Below are 14,978 nucleotides of genomic sequence, written 5' to 3' on the forward strand. Positions count from 1 at the left end.
ACTCCTCTACTCATATCCTCATTTTATCACGTCTTTATACTTTTGGGACAGCCCCGCTTATTTCACACTCCTTGAAACATTATTTTTCCACAAAGCCGGTTCTTTGCCTAAAATCCTCTTCGCCGTCAAAACCGATAAAGCTGATGAGGGTTTCTGCAAGCAAGTCAGGATGGTCTCCTGCTTGAATTGCGCAAACACCGTTTTTTATCAGCGTAAAGCACAAGGCTTCAAAGTCACTGTCGCAGGATGATGCTGTGTAGTTATCAGCTATGCTACGTATGGTTTCCTCACTTTGTCCATCAACAACAAGCATCAGGAGCTTCCGCGCGAACTTTCCATTCTTACCGCTCAGTTCGGCAAGGATACCATCAAACTCATCTTCCAATGCAAGAAGTCCGGTGCGCCGGCTCTGATCACTTAATGCTGCCAATTTCCGGCATATCCGTCCCAGTGTGTCCTTTTCGCTCTCATCGAACATTGTGTAGTGTACCATTTAATACCTCCTCTGTGTACTCTCACTTGGCAAAACGCCTCTTTCCGCTGCGCTTGCCGTGAACTATATTACGATACATTTTGTAAATCCGTTTACGGCAGCACAACCTCACCGCCGTCTGCTAAGCGGCGGAGTGTCCAGACTATTTTCTGCTGGGCTTCTCTTACATCACGGCTGCTGATTGGGTGCATGAACCCCATCTCTTCTCTCAGCATTGCAACTGCACGAGCTGACATATTGCCCTCTATTTTTGCTTGTAATGCAGGAGATGCTGTTTTGAGCGCCCTCGTGAGATCCTCCGTGAATGTTTCGCGAAGCATCTTTTGAATAGAAAGGTCATCAAGTTTTACAATATCTTCAAAAAGAAAGATGTGCTTTTTTAATGCCGTATATGCAGCAGGGTTTGTCTCTCTTATCAAGGTCAACATATATTCTAGCATATTGACATGCTTAGTATCCATTAACACGTTCAGCATGGAGTCAAGCGGACTGTCACTTATTTCACCCGGGCTGAGACTCGTGATAAATTTTTCTATAAAATCTATACTACCGAGTTCGGTATACGGCACTTGCGTATGCTGTTCTATTTTATTCTGTATATCCGCTGCAAGGCACTCTACCATATCTGCCGACTCCCAGTTACCCTCTGCAAGGTCTTCGATCACCGGGAGCCATAGACTCTCAGGAAGTTCCTGCAAAACTGCCGCAGCTTTATGTAAAGACAAGCTCCCAAGCAATAGCGATATCATCAGCGGGTCTTCTGGCTCCAAAACCCTACACAGCGTTGCCGTATCACAGCTTTCTATAAAGTCAAAAGGATTCTCTTGCCCGTTTTTCATTTTTTGCTCTTCAATCTGTCCCATATATGCTCCTTTTCTTCGTTTTGCGCTTGGAATGATGATCTCGCCGTCCTTTTACAACCGGATGGTTCTCTCTCTCTATCATTTTGAGTATCTCATTCCTAGCTATTCCGCTTAGTGTCCTGTAAAAAATTCATCGTACTCAAAGCCGTCGGTATAACCGGTTGCTTTCACTGCTTTGCGTATTTTGAGCGGTAAACTCGTACATCCACCAAAACTACTGTTATTTTTTTGAGTGATGCTGGAAGAAGCACTGTAGTCAGTCCTGAGTTACTGAATCCCTCCATTCCAATGCTCCGCAGTGTTGCCGGTAGTTTTATATTCGTTAAATTCCGGCAATCCAAAAATGCTTGTTTACCGATTTCTTCCAATCCATGCGGAAATTCTATATCCGTTAAATCTGTACAGTTACTACACATTTAAATCATAGCGGAAGTCCGAAGCGCGGTTAGGCTTCGGCTTTCCCGCAACGCAGAGCGGCGCTATACGCAAGTTTATTAGCGAAGCAGCATCAGCGGCTTAGCCTTGTGTTTTATACGTATCGCTGCATCAATCATACGTTTGATACGCTATATTCTTTTCACCTCCTTTCAATGTATCTGTTTTACCTGCATCCATACCGCAAAAGCAGACAGGAAGCTGGTAGTAAATTGCCGTATAAAACAATAGATAATAATCCCAAGAAGAAAACCTGTGCAAAGTCGGCAGCCTTCTTCTTGGGGTATATATGTTTTTGTGAGTATTTGAGTAATAAGATAAACGGCAAAAACAGCACGGGGCTGTCTAAAAACTTCAAGCCTACCGGCTTGTTCTGTAAGGAAATGGTTTATCATATCCGCTAAAGCCGATTGCGAATCAGTTTTTAGACAGTTTCCTTGGATTTAGATGCGATGTTTAAAATTAAGTTGTTGCTGTATAAAGACTTAATTTTAAACTCGTTGGGGATGTTCCGAAAGTAACCAACTTTTGGGACATCCCCGTGCTGCTGCGGAGATAGCGATCCTGTGATTATTGAAATGAAGCTGTGAGAAAAAGACCTGTGATGCGGCAGCAGAATTTCTTACCATCACAACGAATATGGTAGGTAACACGAGTAATAAGCGGTGTCAAGTGAAAAAATGATGGGTAGTGAACAAAGAAGAGAGATAGTATCCCTCTTTGCACTTGGGATTACTTTATGCTATAGTATCAGTGTGCAAAACCGCCAAGGAGCATACTAATGAAAAAATTACTGATCTTATGCACAGCTGTTCTCTTCGGAATCACCGGGCTAAGAGCTGATGAAACTGCAGAAGATATTGTCAAAAGAAAACCGTCCGCGGTAAAAATCGAAACAATCGGAACTCGAGCACGGATGGAAATTCAACGGAACGGTTCTCCGCTCGCAGAACTGCTTGTGGATCAATACTCCGTGCAAAAACCCAATGACCAGCGTACCTTTATAGAAATTAAGGCACCGGCAAATGTCAAAGGTACCCGTTTTTTAATGATTGCTAAAAACGGTGTTACCGATCAGCGTATTTACCTTCCTTCTCTGGGCAAAGTCCGCCGTATTACCGGGCAGTCAGAAGGAACAGAAAATTTTTTGGGTACCGACTTTTCCTACAACGATATGGAATATCTACAGCGTGATACCTCTTTAGATACACATACCCTCTTAAGAGAAGAAGAATACGGCGGTGTACCATGCTATGTTGTCGAAGCTGTGCCTAAAAACACCAAATCGGAATATGCAAAAACCGCTATGTGGGTAGAAAAAGACAGTAGGCATCTGGTAAAAGTAGCCTTTTACGACAGAAAAAATACCCTCGTTAAGATACTTGAGATGAGTAACTACGAAGTAACCCAAGGTGTTGATACCCCCCGCACCACAAAGATGACAACACTTGCACTGAACACCAGTACGATCATTCACATCGTTAAAATGCAGTATAATATGAATATACCGGATAAAATATTTAGTCCGCAGTATCTGGAGCAGGGCCGGTAGCTTTTGAAAATATCCGTATTATAACGACGGCAATACTCCTTCCGGCAATCTTCTCTAAGAATCTGCCTACCTGCCTTGGTTATAAACTATAGTTTAAAAAGCTGAGCTGTTAGGCTTTTTTACGCTAAGTAATTTCTGAACAATGGCATCCTGTCAGAGAAGCAATGTTTCGGCAATACGATGCAGGAGATGTGCCGTATATTTCCAAAAGTTCCGTTCTTGTCAAAAAAGATCATATTTCATATACTCTTACCGCGGTCTCTAAAACTATCTTGGGTATCTCTAAAAGCTAAAATCCGTAGCGGTTCCCGATTGTTTTTGTGAGGTTGACGCTTTAAGTCTCAGTAAACCTGTTCGGAAACGGACATTTCTGAACAGATTACCTTGAAATGCGATGTTCTCGCATCGTGCTATTTGTGCGATTTAGAACTCGTTGACCTATTCGGAGACACAGTTATCGAATAGGTCTAGTATAAGGATTAAAAAAGGATATAATATGCCTAAAATTGATGTAAACGAACAACTTTTTTTCAATCTATTGGGGAAAGCATACCCCTATACCCAGGAATTTGAACAGCTGCTGAGTTCTGCAAAGGCTGAATTGGATGAAGCTCCGTCAGATGCAGTGCCGTCTGCTGAACGTATTATAAAAATAGAACTCAACGACACAAACCGCCCTGATCTCTGGTCAACAGCAGGGCTTGCCCGTTTGCTGCGGATGCACACGGGAGGAGCCTCGCATAAAGCACAGTATCAAGCATTTTTATCAGCGCCAGGGGCTGTAAAAGATTCAGCTCACCGCCATGTTATTGTTGATCCGGCATTGGAACATATCCGCCCCTTTATGACTGCCTTTGTCATTTCGGGCAAGCCTATTGACGAGCCGATGCTAAAAGATATTATCCAAACGCAGGAGAAACTCTGCTGGAATTTCGGCAGAAAACGCCGATCCGTTTCTATGGGAGTGTACCGCAGCGAACTGATCCAATGGCCGGTGCACTACCGCGCTGTTGATCCGGACTCCACATCGTTTACTCCGCTCGGTTTTGAAACGAATATGACTTGTAGAGAGATCATTGCAGAACATCCCAAGGGAAAGGAATACGGCTGGATAATCAAAGATGCAAAGCAAGTACCGCTGCTTTCGGATGCAAAAAATGAAACCCTTTCTATGCCGCCGATCATCAATAGTGCGCGAATCGGTGCGGTACAGCCGGGCGATACCGACTTGCTGGTTGAGCTGACCGGTACGGATATGCCGTCCTTGCTGTTGGCAACCAATATCGTTGCCTGCGATTTTTCCGATGCAGGCTATACTATTCTGCCGGTTTGCGTTGAACACCCATATAACACAGGATTCGGTAAGACAATTACCGCTCCGTTTTATTTTCAAGAACCGACGAAAACAACACTGCATGCTATCAATAAGCTGCTAGGAACGGAACTCAGCGCACAGGAGATTACAGAAGCGCTAGAGCGGATGGATAACACAGTCAGCATAGAGGGAGACAGTCTAACGCTGACACCTCCGGCTTACCGCAATGACTTTCTCCATGCAGTTGATATTATCGAAGATGTGATGATGGGGAAGACTGTTGAGTTTTTTGCCCCGGAAACACCCCGTGAATTTACAATCGGACGGCTCCTGCCTATTACGCAGCTTAGCAGAAAGATTAAGAGCTTGATGGTTGGTTTTGGGTATCAAGAGATGATTTTTAACTATCTCGGCTCCAAAAAAGACTATATTGACCGTATGAATATAGATGGTACAACAACCATTGAAATTGCAAACCCCATGTCGGAAAACTATCAGTTTGTGCGTCCCTCTATTATTCCCTCGTTATTATCTGCGGAAACAGTCTCAGGAAATGCCGTCTATCCGCACCGGACTTTTGAAACGGGAAAAATTGCCTATCTTGCCCCGGAAGAAAACACCGGCACCCGCACCTGTCAGAGTCTCGGCTTTTTAGCTGTACACCAAGATGCAAACTTTAACGAAGCGGCAAGCCTTGTTGCCGGATTGCTCTACTATCTACAGCTTCCATACCATGTAACTGAAACCTGTGATCCTCGTTTTATCGAAGGCAGACAGGCTGGTATTCTGCACGAAGGAAAACAGATCGGTATCTTTGGAGAATTACACCCGCAAGTGCTGGAAAATTGGGCAATCACCGTACCGGCATTTGCAGGAGAACTGGATATAGAAACACTCGTGCCGCTTTATCAAGCAAAAAAATAAAGTAGATGATGGGATGGCAAAAAAGAGACCGTTTTTTTGCCATCCCTGATGAGTTTCAAATCGAGTCTTTGTGCATCAATGCTTTAACAAAATAAGCCGAATGGAAAGGAGTTTTTAGAAGCTCCTAATAGGTTTCGGAGCGTTGTGCACAGAAGAGAAACGAAACCCCAATCAACAACAACACATAGATAAAAAAGAATACCGCAGGCGATATAACATAGATATGGTCTGTAAAAAGCGTAATTACAAGCCGCGTACCGTACCTCACTGTTTCAATGAGACCAGTTGCCATCACAAAGAATACCGGAAAGCTCAATGCCCAGCCGCTTCTAAAAGGCTGGTGAGGCGGAATCCTAAAGCTCCATGCTAACACCAACATAAAAATTGAAAGAATTATAATCACAAATAGATCGCTTAATCGTGCCAGTATTTCCCGATGATATATTTGTGCGGCAAAGCCGTATTGAGGTCCAATACTCCTAAAACGGTATAGCTGAGGAATAGACATGGTTCTCTCCCCAGCATTAGCAGCAATGATCAGCTCAAATTCAGCGTAAGAAAACGGCAGCAGCCGAACCGTATTTCTTTCAAGCGGTAGTACTCCGGAAAGTAAAATAGGCTGGGATATAATCCGATCATGCTTTTCATCAACCGCTTGAAACAGCACATGCAGTCTCGGCTGATTATACAGATCAATAATAGGAATAATTTTAATGTATGGAATACGATAGCGGGATTGAAGCTGATTGTTCAGACTATATTCTGCAATTTCGCAATTCCGTCCATACATTTCTTGAATACCCTTTTCAAACACAGAAGAAAGACCTTCGATATTAATTTTTACCGCACCGCTTGAATTGGAAGGAGGAAGGATAAAAGAAACATTCCGTGCGGATTCAAACGAAAGTAAAGATTTCGTTTCATCTATGAAGAATGCTTCTTCCAAAAGCTTTTTCCGAGTGATTTCTACAAAGCGGTCTATATCAGGATCATGTTTGAGCGAATCATGCTCTGTAACCATGCGCTGCGCTGCAAGGAATTGATAGTATGCCTTAATATAATTTTTCTGCTGCATCAGCTCATAGGCAAACTGCTTTGCTCGGTATAAACGGATGTCAAAATCAGCTTTCAGTTCTGCACTGCCTTTTTCAATTTGATTCCATGCTAATGCCATCATCCGCAATGAATCTTCTCGATAGGGATCGGTCTCGATGCTAAGCTGATATGCTTTTGAGGCATAAAAATGTGCACTATAAAAATCTTGATTTTCCATATACCTCTTAGCAATAAAGAATGCTCCTTCTACCGTAAGATTTTCGGCTTCGGCATGATAATAAGCTGACTTTGATTCTGCCGTATCTTTCCGCGCCGAATGCTGCTTACTGCGTGATACTTTTATACTATCCAGCAGAGCTAATGCTTCAGGATTATCTTTCCAAACGGCAAGAGCTGCCTGCACATTAGCATATGCTTCTTCAGCCTGATGATTTTGTAAAGAAATATCAGCCTTGCTGATGAAATCGTAATAATCCCGTGTTTTAAATTCCGTATACCGGCGGTAATTATCGAGCATTGGTACCGCTATTTCGATAAGAATCAGATAGAGACTGATGCATGCAAAAAGAATAATAAATGCCTCTTTTAAGTAGCGCACCAAAATCAATGAATAGCGTTCAACAGTATTTTGTCCGCATGTTCCGAAAATAACGGCATAGCCGATCAATATGGAAGAGACAAGCATTGCCGGCATAATACGGATAAATAAAAGCCCGGTTTCTGCTAACTTCCACTGGAGAGAAAACCGGGGCAGAACACCGGTCTTGGTAAAGAAAAGCACATACAACAAGCAACACAAAAAACCTACTGCAAAATGAATAAAAACAGACAAGAAACCTTTTATCAGCTCACGCATCTATGCTGCCCTCCTTTTTTTGTTCTTAAAGAACCGTATCAGCACGAGTAAAATACCGGCGGAGTGCAGTACTACTGCAATAAGGTTCAGAGTCAGCGGTATACCGAATACACTCTCATTCGAGGCAAGATGCAGATTATGCAGGAGCGCTTGTACCACATCGCTGTGCAAGACCGGATAAAGCAAAAATCCGCCCCCTGCAGATACAAATATACACAATAAATTAAACATACTCCATTGTGTGATCAGACAAAATATCCAAAACGATGTTACACAAAAAAAGTAAGAACCGATAAAGACTAGATAGTAAGCAAAATTGGTTTTATACAAGGTATAAATATCCTGAAAGAGTACATCTAAAACATGGATAAAAGCGGTGAGAAATAGCGGTTTAGTGAGAAAACCGGTCAATGCACGGTCTGCAGTAGGCTGCAGCGCAAAGGCATTCAACGAAGCTGTTATTGTCTCCGCTTGTGCATAGCAAACCGGCATGATCACTGTCACTGTGAACACAAGACATACAACAAAAAGGCTAACTGCAACAGTCGTTTTTGCCCGATGCCGCATTAAAAAGGCATACACGCCGATAATAGCAAACATGGTAACAATCGGGAGCATACGGCACAGGCTTTGTGCAATACAGAGGAACAAAAAAGCCGCCGATGCGGCGCCGGTTCCTGTAAATTCATAGCGAACCCCGAGACCGCCGAAAAAGGCGAGCACAACGATACCGCTCAAAAAGTTCAGAAAAAAAACGCCGGGAACAAGTAGTGCATTCTTCATATGTATCCCGCAGCATAACACGTTATGCAGACAAGCTCAACTGGGTAACTGCATTATAGCAGGAAACGCATTGACCGCCCCCTATAAATTTTGTACTATAAATACCCATGGAAATACTCTATTTAGGTGATGAAACCCTCCGGCAGCCATCCAAGCTGGTAGAACATATTGATGATGAACTCCGTACATTAGTACGGAAAATGTTTATAACAATGGATAATGACAAGGGAGTCGGGCTTGCAGCTCCGCAAATCGGAAAAAACATCAGACTTTTTATTGCAAAAATAGATGACGGCGTAGAATGGGTCTTTATCAATCCGCACATTATCGGTACATCCGAGAAACAATGCTCCTATGAAGAAGGTTGTCTCAGTATACCGAAAATGTACGCCGCTGTTATCCGCCCTGAATCGGTAACAGTACAGTTTCAAGATATGAACGGGCGGCGCAAAACGATTGAAGCTACCGGCTTGCTTGCCCGCGTTATTCAGCATGAATACGACCACTTAGAGGGTGTGCTGTTTATCGACCGCCTTGCTGAGGATGAGCGGAATAAAATTATCGAAAAATTTACACAGCAGCAAGAACGGAAAAAACAGCGTGAAGCAAAGAAGAGGATGCGTCAGTAATGAATGTTTTTTTTGCGGGAACCCCTGAATGCGCAGTACCGGCATTGAATGCTATCATACAGCAGCATACGCTTACCGGTGTGTTAACCGCACCCCCTGCCCGTACAGGCCGGGGCAAAAAGCTCACAGAATCAGCAGTTGCCCAAGCCGTTAGTCAGTTAAAAGATGAGGGAAAACTTGCACCGGATATACCGGTATTTACCCCTGAAAAATTGAACCAACAATTCCGCTCTGATGTTGCAGCGCTGCACCCTGACGTGCTGGTATGCTTTGCATACGGTAAGATTTTCGGACCAAAAACCTTAGCCTTGTTCCCGCACGGTGCGCTCAATATTCACCCCTCGTTATTACCGCGGTGGCGCGGACCAAGCCCGGTACCCGCTGCAATTTTCGCAGGTGATTCGGTAACGGGAGTAACCGTCCAATTTATGGCACAGGAGATGGATGCAGGCGATATTGTCCTTCAACGGGAACTGCCCATTGAGCCATACGGCACTGCGGAGCTGCTCCTATCCCGATGTGCTCAGACAGGAGCAGACCTCATTGTGCAAGCGCTCACTATGATGGAAACCAATACCATTGCTGCCAGCCCACAAAATCATGCGGAAGCAACCTATTGTACCCTACTGGAGAAAGACAGCGGACAGATTGTATGGACAAAATCCGCCGAGGAAATTGACCGGCAGATACGGGCATATACACCGTGGCCGGGGGCATTTACTCATTGGAATAATACAAAGCTTTCCATTCTAGCAGCTCATCCGTATTCCGGAAGCAGCCTTGCCGAACAGCCTCAACATACCGCAGCTATCGGTACGGTACTTGGTATTGACAAGCAGGAAGGTATACTGGTACAGACAGGCAGCGGTGTATTGGCAGTACAGACATTGCAGCGTGAAACGAAAAAAGCAATGCAATGGAAAGATTTTTTGAATGGAACGCCTCATTTTATCGGGGAAACACTACAATAGGTATGTGCAAGGTTTGATCGGCTTACGCCCCTCATGGTAGGCAGTCAGAGCCGGGGTATCAGCCATACCGTAGAGCATCTTTAAAAAACTTGAGGAATAGCTTTTTTAAGATGCTTCATAAGAATGAAAAAGGATTAGCTATGGGTTTAGGTGATATTGGAGACGGAATTAGCGGAAACGGAAAAACAATTGTGTTTACCTCGCTCGTGATGATCATTATTTTTATTGCGGTTTCTACGCTTGTTTTCTTTCTTTCACTGGAAAGTGCGGAACAGGTTATGGTGCCGAGCGTTGTCGGGAAAGACTTACCCGAAGCCTTACTTGAATTGCAAGCGCGGGAATTATATCCGCGTATACAGCTGCGCTATTCTCAAAAGGCTGATGAAAAAGGGCTTATTCTTGAACAAAATCCCAGTCCGGGGGCTATCGTGAAAGGCGGCAAGCGGATTGAGCTGGTAGTCAGCCAGGGCATTGTTATTGATACCATACAAAACTATATCGGTGAAAATATCGAAACCGTACAGGAGCAGATTAAAGAACAGTTTACTTCTGCAAGCCGTCAGTATCTCCAAGTAAAACTGCCCTATTTAACACAATACAGCCCCGAACCGGCTGGAACCATTCTGGAACAAAACCCTGCGCCCGGAACACCGATTTCCAGCAATATGGAGCTTACCTTTGTAGTCAGCAACGGTACGGAAGCGGAAACAACCGTTGTGCCGGACTTTCTCAATGTAAACTTAAAAAAGCTCTATCAAATGATGCCGCAGACAGCGATAACCTTACACTTTACCGCCGCAGCGGATATGGCGGAAACAGCAGGGATGTCCGGCACAGGTGAACTCACCGTGCAAAAGCAGAATGCCGCAGCACAGAGCAAAGTCCCGGTGTTTTCTCCGGTAGAACTCACAGTTGCACTGCCTCCTCCAGCACAGGGTAGTGTGTCAGGTATTCTGAAAGCAACACTCGCTGCATTCCCCTACCCCTTCACCGTTTCGCTGTACGCTGAGGTTCCCGGCAGTGATAAAGAACTGCTTACCTCATTCCGGCATCCCGGCGGCTCATGTTCCGTACCCTATACAGTACCGGAAGGAACGCGGCTCTCACTGGAAGTGCTGAACAAAGAGGTTTACAGCGAAACGGTAGGCGCAAATACAGCGGAATAAACGGCAACAAAGCATAGTACTATGAGCATCTTTAAACACGAGATCCCTATTCTGGAATTTGATAGCGATACGGATGCAATTCTTGCACCTACCCACGAAAGACTTGCTTTACATCTTCCCAGAAAAGCAGTTTTTGCTTTTCTGGGCAACTACATCGAAGCGTATGCAAAAGAACATAGCTGCACACAGGCAGGCTTATTCGTTTCATCTACCAAATCATATCCTATCTATATTACACAATACAAAGATACCGATATTTGTTTCTGCCAAGCACCTGTAGGTGCCGCTGCCGCTGTTCAGATTTTAGATTGGCTTATCGGATACGGAGTTACGGAAATCATTTCAACAGGATCATGCGGCGTATTGCAAGATTTACCGGAAAATACCTTTCTAGTCCCTGTCAAAGCATTACGGGATGAGGGGACATCCTATCATTATATGAAACCGTCGCGGTTTATAGACATAAATACAACTGCGTTAAGCGCCATTGAAGCAGCCCTCACAGAACACGGCTTACCATATACCGAGGTGATAACATGGTCTACCGACGGATTTTTCAGGGAAACAAAAGCAAAGGTTGCCTACCGAAAAACCGAAGGATGTTCCGTTGTAGAAATGGAATGCGCCGCATTAGCTGCGTGTGCACAGCTCCGCGGCGCTGTGTGGGGAGAATTACTCTTTACTGCTGACACATTAGCCGATAGCGAAAGCTATAATGAAAGAGATTGGGGCATAGCTTCTTATGAACGTGCGTTACAGCTCTGTTTTGATGCGGCGGTGCGGCTGTAGTGCGGATAGGAAGACACCTCTAAAAAACAGAGCTTTTAGAAAATCGATCTACGCCTTTTTTACGCCCGCGTTGCAGATATAGCCCAGTTCGTACTTGTGTCCGTTGAAGTAACGGTACATCTTGGAGAACATTGCCCTGTTCTCTTTCTTAAGTGCGCACCGGATAATATGCAGCGTATTCCACAAGCCTTCATCTCGGAGCAAACCGCGGGGGCTGAGCAGCGTCATCAGTCCGCGCTTCTGCGTTACGGTAAATCCGTTCCGAGAAAAAAGGCTCTCCCACCCTTCAGCATCGAGCGGCTCAACATTTACATTGATAGTCTTGCTTAAACTCATTCTGAGTTCCTGTTGCTGTGCCGCGTCTTTAACGATAAAAAAAACATCCTGCGTTACTACTCTACCGCCCGGTTTAAGCACACGAAAATACTCTTTGAGAGCTTTGTCTTTGCGGTCGCCCACCAGCATGGTCAACATTGCTTCATTGATAATAACATCAAAACTATTATCTTCAAACGGTAATGCTGTTGCATCTCCGTGTATCAGCGTAAGTTTATCTTGTAGATTATTTTTTTCGATATTAGCTTTCGCATTTTGTAAGACATTTTCATCAAGATCGACACCCGTAACAGCGCAACCGAATCTCTGTGCCAACTGAATCATGGTTCGCCCTCTATTGCACGCAACCTCAAGAACCTTTGTCTCCTGTGTTATTGCAGCCTGATCAATCAGCCATTCGGTAGCTTCAATACCGCCCGGACGGAGCGTCGTTTTACCGATTCTTGCTAAAAAAACATGTCCAGCTTCGTACATCATAATCTCCTACAGAAAGTTTTATAGAGAAGGACACCTCTACACCTCGATTGTTAATTGAGAGAAGCCCTTTTCCTTTTGTACGATCTTACTATTCGCGAATCAGCAGCAACGCCATTTTAAATTTACCCACTGCTTTTACATAGTGTCTGCCGTCTTTATCGAACTTGAAGTTTTCACCTTCATGTATGCGGTATTCCTTGTCTTCATAACCGATGATAGCTTCACCGTCAAGCCCGAATACAATTGCTTCCCCGGGAGCTGCATGGGGCTGCAGCTCCGTACCCGCATCAAACGACATCAGCACAAATTTTGTTTTTTTGTCATCAACAAGATCCATGCTGACGATATTTGCTTCCTTGTATGGAAGCAATTCTTTTAAGACAAAAAGCTCTCCGCCTTTCAAAATTTTGTTCATAGAACACTCCTTATTGAATATGATTTCCGAATATATACATCCGCCGCTGCTTTGTATGCCGACCGGAATATTTTCCGGCACCACAAACAGCTCACCGTACTGCAGCGGCTGAGTATTCTCACTAAGATAGATAACATCTGCACTCCCCTGCTCTATCTTCCAAAGCTTGGGGTAGTTATAAGTTTCGGGGCTGATATTGGTCTCCGCTGCAATCGAAAACACCGACATGCTGCACATACAGCCTTGCAATACTGCCTCTGACGTTGTGCACCCCACTATCGGTTTATGCTCTTCTGCAATGGAAAATATTCGTTTTTCTTTCATCTTATTTCCTTTCAAGTTCATAAATATCCATATAGTCAAATTCACGGTATGTCTGCTCTGCGCTGAGGGCAGTTTTCAAATACGTTTCCTTATCCCTAACCGAGGTACTGAACATATAGTTATACCCTTGCTCAAAAAAGTAATCGGGACAGAGTTCACTGCTGGGTCCATACAAACCTACAATTTCTGCATTGGATCCCGCTTGCCGCAATGCCGTATATGAATTATTCACGATGGTGCTGCCTGACATAATGATAATATCAAGCGTACTGAGTATATCGCAAAAATCAGCGGCATTGTGTCCAAGATGCCACTGTATGCCTTCTGGAAACCGCTGCAGCCCGTTTTTATAGCGATAACTTAGAATTGCTTCCGGTTTCCGTAAATCGAAGACATGAAATTCTTTACAGCGGTTCAAAAACCGGTTGATATAAACACCGAACCCGATAAGCCCGACCTTTTTTCCTTCCGTTTGATACCGGAATTGCAGACCTTCCGTCCTCACAATGCCGCGCTGAGCCAGAAGCTCCGCCGTATTAAGCGGCTTACTCATCAAACTGCTTAAGCCTACGATGAGATTCCGTAGATGAGGATCATGCTGTTTAAGCAGCAGTTCGATACATACGTCTACCGGTTTACCGTAAAGCTCCGCTGCAATTTTCGCATATTGCTCAGGGCTTATATTTTCTTCAACACGCAGCGCAAGGCTTATATGTGAGTCGGTATCAGCCGTCATCATCCAACGGAAGCCTGTAATAAGCTCATCAAAAATCGGCAGCGGTAAGCCGAATCTTTTATACAACGCACGGTTTATATCCAAAATAGCCTTTAAATCTTCCATACATTACTTATACCGGATTTATCCATTTACCGTCTGTTGCCGGTGCAACAAAAACTTGATCTGTTTCCCCTCAATTATGATAATACCTTCACGCTGCATACGGCTCAACTCCCGCGATACCGCGCTTCTATCAGCGCAAATAAACTGCGCCAGTTTTTCCCGCGTAAAAGGGATCGTAAAAACATGAGAGTGCTGCGAGTCATGCATTACATTCAGGTAAAACAGCAGTTTATCACGGAGTGTCGGCTGTGAAAGAAGCTGAATTTTCAGATTCAGATATACTGCATCACGTGCAACTTCCCTGAGAATATTCTCTAAAACAGTCATCTTATACGGACAGGTTCGGCACGTCTTATTTTGTGCAGACGGCACTTTGATAAACAGCACCTTTGATTTTTGAGCACTTACCATACGTAAAAATGGATTTGTCAGCCCTAAACAACTGAGTTCTGCGCCGAATAGGTCTCCCCTTTGCACTTGCTTAAGCAGTATGATCTTTCCATCGATACCGATTTGTTCAACATGAATGCAGCCGGTAATCACAATGCCTGCGTAAGGGATAGTATCAGCTATAGGATGTACTTCCTGTCCGCTTTCAAGCAACCGGTAAAATCCGTGAAGACAGGAAACAGCTTTATCAATTTCTTGAGCAGGGATACCTTTAAATACTGCAGAATGCGCTAAAAAAGCTGTGCAAAAATTAAGCATTTTTTCCTTCTTTGTTGCAACGGCAACAGCATATACAGTCAGTTT

16 protein-coding genes are annotated in these 14,978 nt (G+C 44.2%); 7 read left to right on the forward strand and 9 right to left on the reverse strand.

Annotation, left to right across the window (positions count from 1 at the left end; genetic code table 11):
• Positions 1–79: 79 nt before the first annotated feature.
• The 3 genes from ACTTJ8_RS05150 to ACTTJ8_RS05160 all read right to left on the reverse strand — a co-directional run bounded on the left by ACTTJ8_RS05150 (position 80) and on the right by ACTTJ8_RS05160 (position 1,772).
• On the reverse strand, positions 80–493 hold the full coding sequence (locus ACTTJ8_RS05150; protein ID WP_442715815.1) for a MotA/TolQ/ExbB proton channel family protein: 414 nt from the start codon (positions 491–493) through the stop codon (positions 80–82).
• Between the two features lie 92 nt (positions 494–585).
• Positions 586–1,356, reverse strand: a complete 771-nt coding sequence (locus tag ACTTJ8_RS05155; protein ID WP_442720519.1) for a FliG C-terminal domain-containing protein — start codon at positions 1,354–1,356, stop codon at positions 586–588.
• Between the two features lie 167 nt (positions 1,357–1,523).
• On the reverse strand, positions 1,524–1,772 hold the full coding sequence (locus ACTTJ8_RS05160) for a leucine-rich repeat domain-containing protein (protein WP_442715812.1): 249 nt from the start codon (positions 1,770–1,772) through the stop codon (positions 1,524–1,526).
• A 231-nt stretch (positions 1,773–2,003) separates the two neighbouring features.
• On the opposite strand from ACTTJ8_RS05160, the gene ACTTJ8_RS05165 reads away from it, so the two are divergent.
• The 3 genes from ACTTJ8_RS05165 (at position 2,004) to pheT (ending at position 5,582) form a co-directional block, all read left to right on the forward strand.
• Complete coding sequence (locus tag ACTTJ8_RS05165) at positions 2,004–2,195, forward strand: hypothetical protein (protein WP_442720520.1); 192 nt, start codon at positions 2,004–2,006, stop codon at positions 2,193–2,195.
• 377 nt (positions 2,196–2,572) lie between these two features.
• Positions 2,573–3,343 (forward strand): outer membrane lipoprotein-sorting protein, encoded by a 771-nt coding sequence (locus ACTTJ8_RS05170; RefSeq protein WP_442720521.1) that lies wholly within the window; start codon positions 2,573–2,575, stop codon positions 3,341–3,343.
• A 496-nt stretch (positions 3,344–3,839) separates the two neighbouring features.
• Complete coding sequence (gene pheT / locus ACTTJ8_RS05175) at positions 3,840–5,582, forward strand: phenylalanine--tRNA ligase subunit beta (RefSeq protein ID WP_442720522.1); 1,743 nt, start codon at positions 3,840–3,842, stop codon at positions 5,580–5,582.
• Between the two features lie 124 nt (positions 5,583–5,706).
• Here the strand turns inward: pheT and ACTTJ8_RS05180 are convergent, their stop codons facing one another.
• Both ACTTJ8_RS05180 and ACTTJ8_RS05185 read right to left on the reverse strand, forming a co-directional pair.
• Positions 5,707–7,494, reverse strand: a complete 1,788-nt coding sequence (locus tag ACTTJ8_RS05180) for a hypothetical protein (RefSeq protein WP_442720523.1) — start codon at positions 7,492–7,494, stop codon at positions 5,707–5,709.
• A complete protein-coding gene (locus ACTTJ8_RS05185) occupies positions 7,495–8,277 on the reverse strand; it encodes a hypothetical protein (protein WP_442720524.1) in 783 nt (260 codons plus the stop codon). It lies immediately after the preceding gene.
• A 107-nt stretch (positions 8,278–8,384) separates the two neighbouring features.
• Between ACTTJ8_RS05185 and def the strand changes: the two genes are divergently transcribed.
• The 4 genes from def to ACTTJ8_RS05205 all read left to right on the forward strand — a co-directional run bounded on the left by def (position 8,385) and on the right by ACTTJ8_RS05205 (position 11,832).
• Entirely contained in the window at positions 8,385–8,906 is a 522-nt protein-coding gene (def, locus tag ACTTJ8_RS05190) for a peptide deformylase (RefSeq protein ID WP_442720525.1), read from the forward strand.
• Positions 8,906–9,877 (forward strand): methionyl-tRNA formyltransferase, encoded by a 972-nt coding sequence (gene fmt, locus ACTTJ8_RS05195; protein WP_442720526.1) that lies wholly within the window; start codon positions 8,906–8,908, stop codon positions 9,875–9,877. Before def ends, fmt begins: the two co-directional genes overlap by 1 nt.
• A gap of 140 nt (positions 9,878–10,017) precedes the next feature.
• Positions 10,018–11,043: a PASTA domain-containing protein gene (locus ACTTJ8_RS05200; RefSeq protein ID WP_442720527.1), complete on the forward strand. Its 1,026-nt coding sequence runs from the start codon at positions 10,018–10,020 to the stop codon at positions 11,041–11,043.
• A gap of 21 nt (positions 11,044–11,064) precedes the next feature.
• Positions 11,065–11,832: a nucleoside phosphorylase gene (locus tag ACTTJ8_RS05205; protein WP_442720528.1), complete on the forward strand. Its 768-nt coding sequence runs from the start codon at positions 11,065–11,067 to the stop codon at positions 11,830–11,832.
• Positions 11,833–11,880: 48 nt separating this feature from the next.
• Here ACTTJ8_RS05205 and ACTTJ8_RS05210 read toward each other — a convergent pair whose 3' ends face one another.
• The 4 genes from ACTTJ8_RS05210 to ACTTJ8_RS05225 all read right to left on the reverse strand — a co-directional run bounded on the left by ACTTJ8_RS05210 (position 11,881) and on the right by ACTTJ8_RS05225 (position 14,933).
• Positions 11,881–12,645, reverse strand: a complete 765-nt coding sequence (locus ACTTJ8_RS05210) for a class I SAM-dependent methyltransferase (RefSeq protein WP_442720529.1) — start codon at positions 12,643–12,645, stop codon at positions 11,881–11,883.
• Positions 12,646–12,733: 88 nt separating this feature from the next.
• Positions 12,734–13,384, reverse strand: coding sequence for a cupin domain-containing protein (locus ACTTJ8_RS05215; protein ID WP_442720530.1), 651 nt, complete (start codon positions 13,382–13,384; stop codon positions 12,734–12,736).
• Position 13,385: 1 nt separating this feature from the next.
• Positions 13,386–14,225 carry a Rossmann-like domain-containing protein gene (locus ACTTJ8_RS05220; RefSeq protein ID WP_442720531.1) on the reverse strand — a complete coding sequence of 280 codons (840 nt, stop codon included), beginning with the start codon at positions 14,223–14,225 and terminating at the stop codon, positions 13,386–13,388.
• Between the two features lie 18 nt (positions 14,226–14,243).
• Positions 14,244–14,933 (reverse strand): Crp/Fnr family transcriptional regulator, encoded by a 690-nt coding sequence (locus ACTTJ8_RS05225; protein WP_442718445.1) that lies wholly within the window; start codon positions 14,931–14,933, stop codon positions 14,244–14,246.
• Positions 14,934–14,978: the final 45 nt, after the last annotated feature.

The sequence above is a fragment of the Treponema sp. genome (genome assembly GCF_052169735.1).
Lineage (GTDB): Bacteria > Spirochaetota > Spirochaetia > Treponematales > Treponemataceae > Treponema.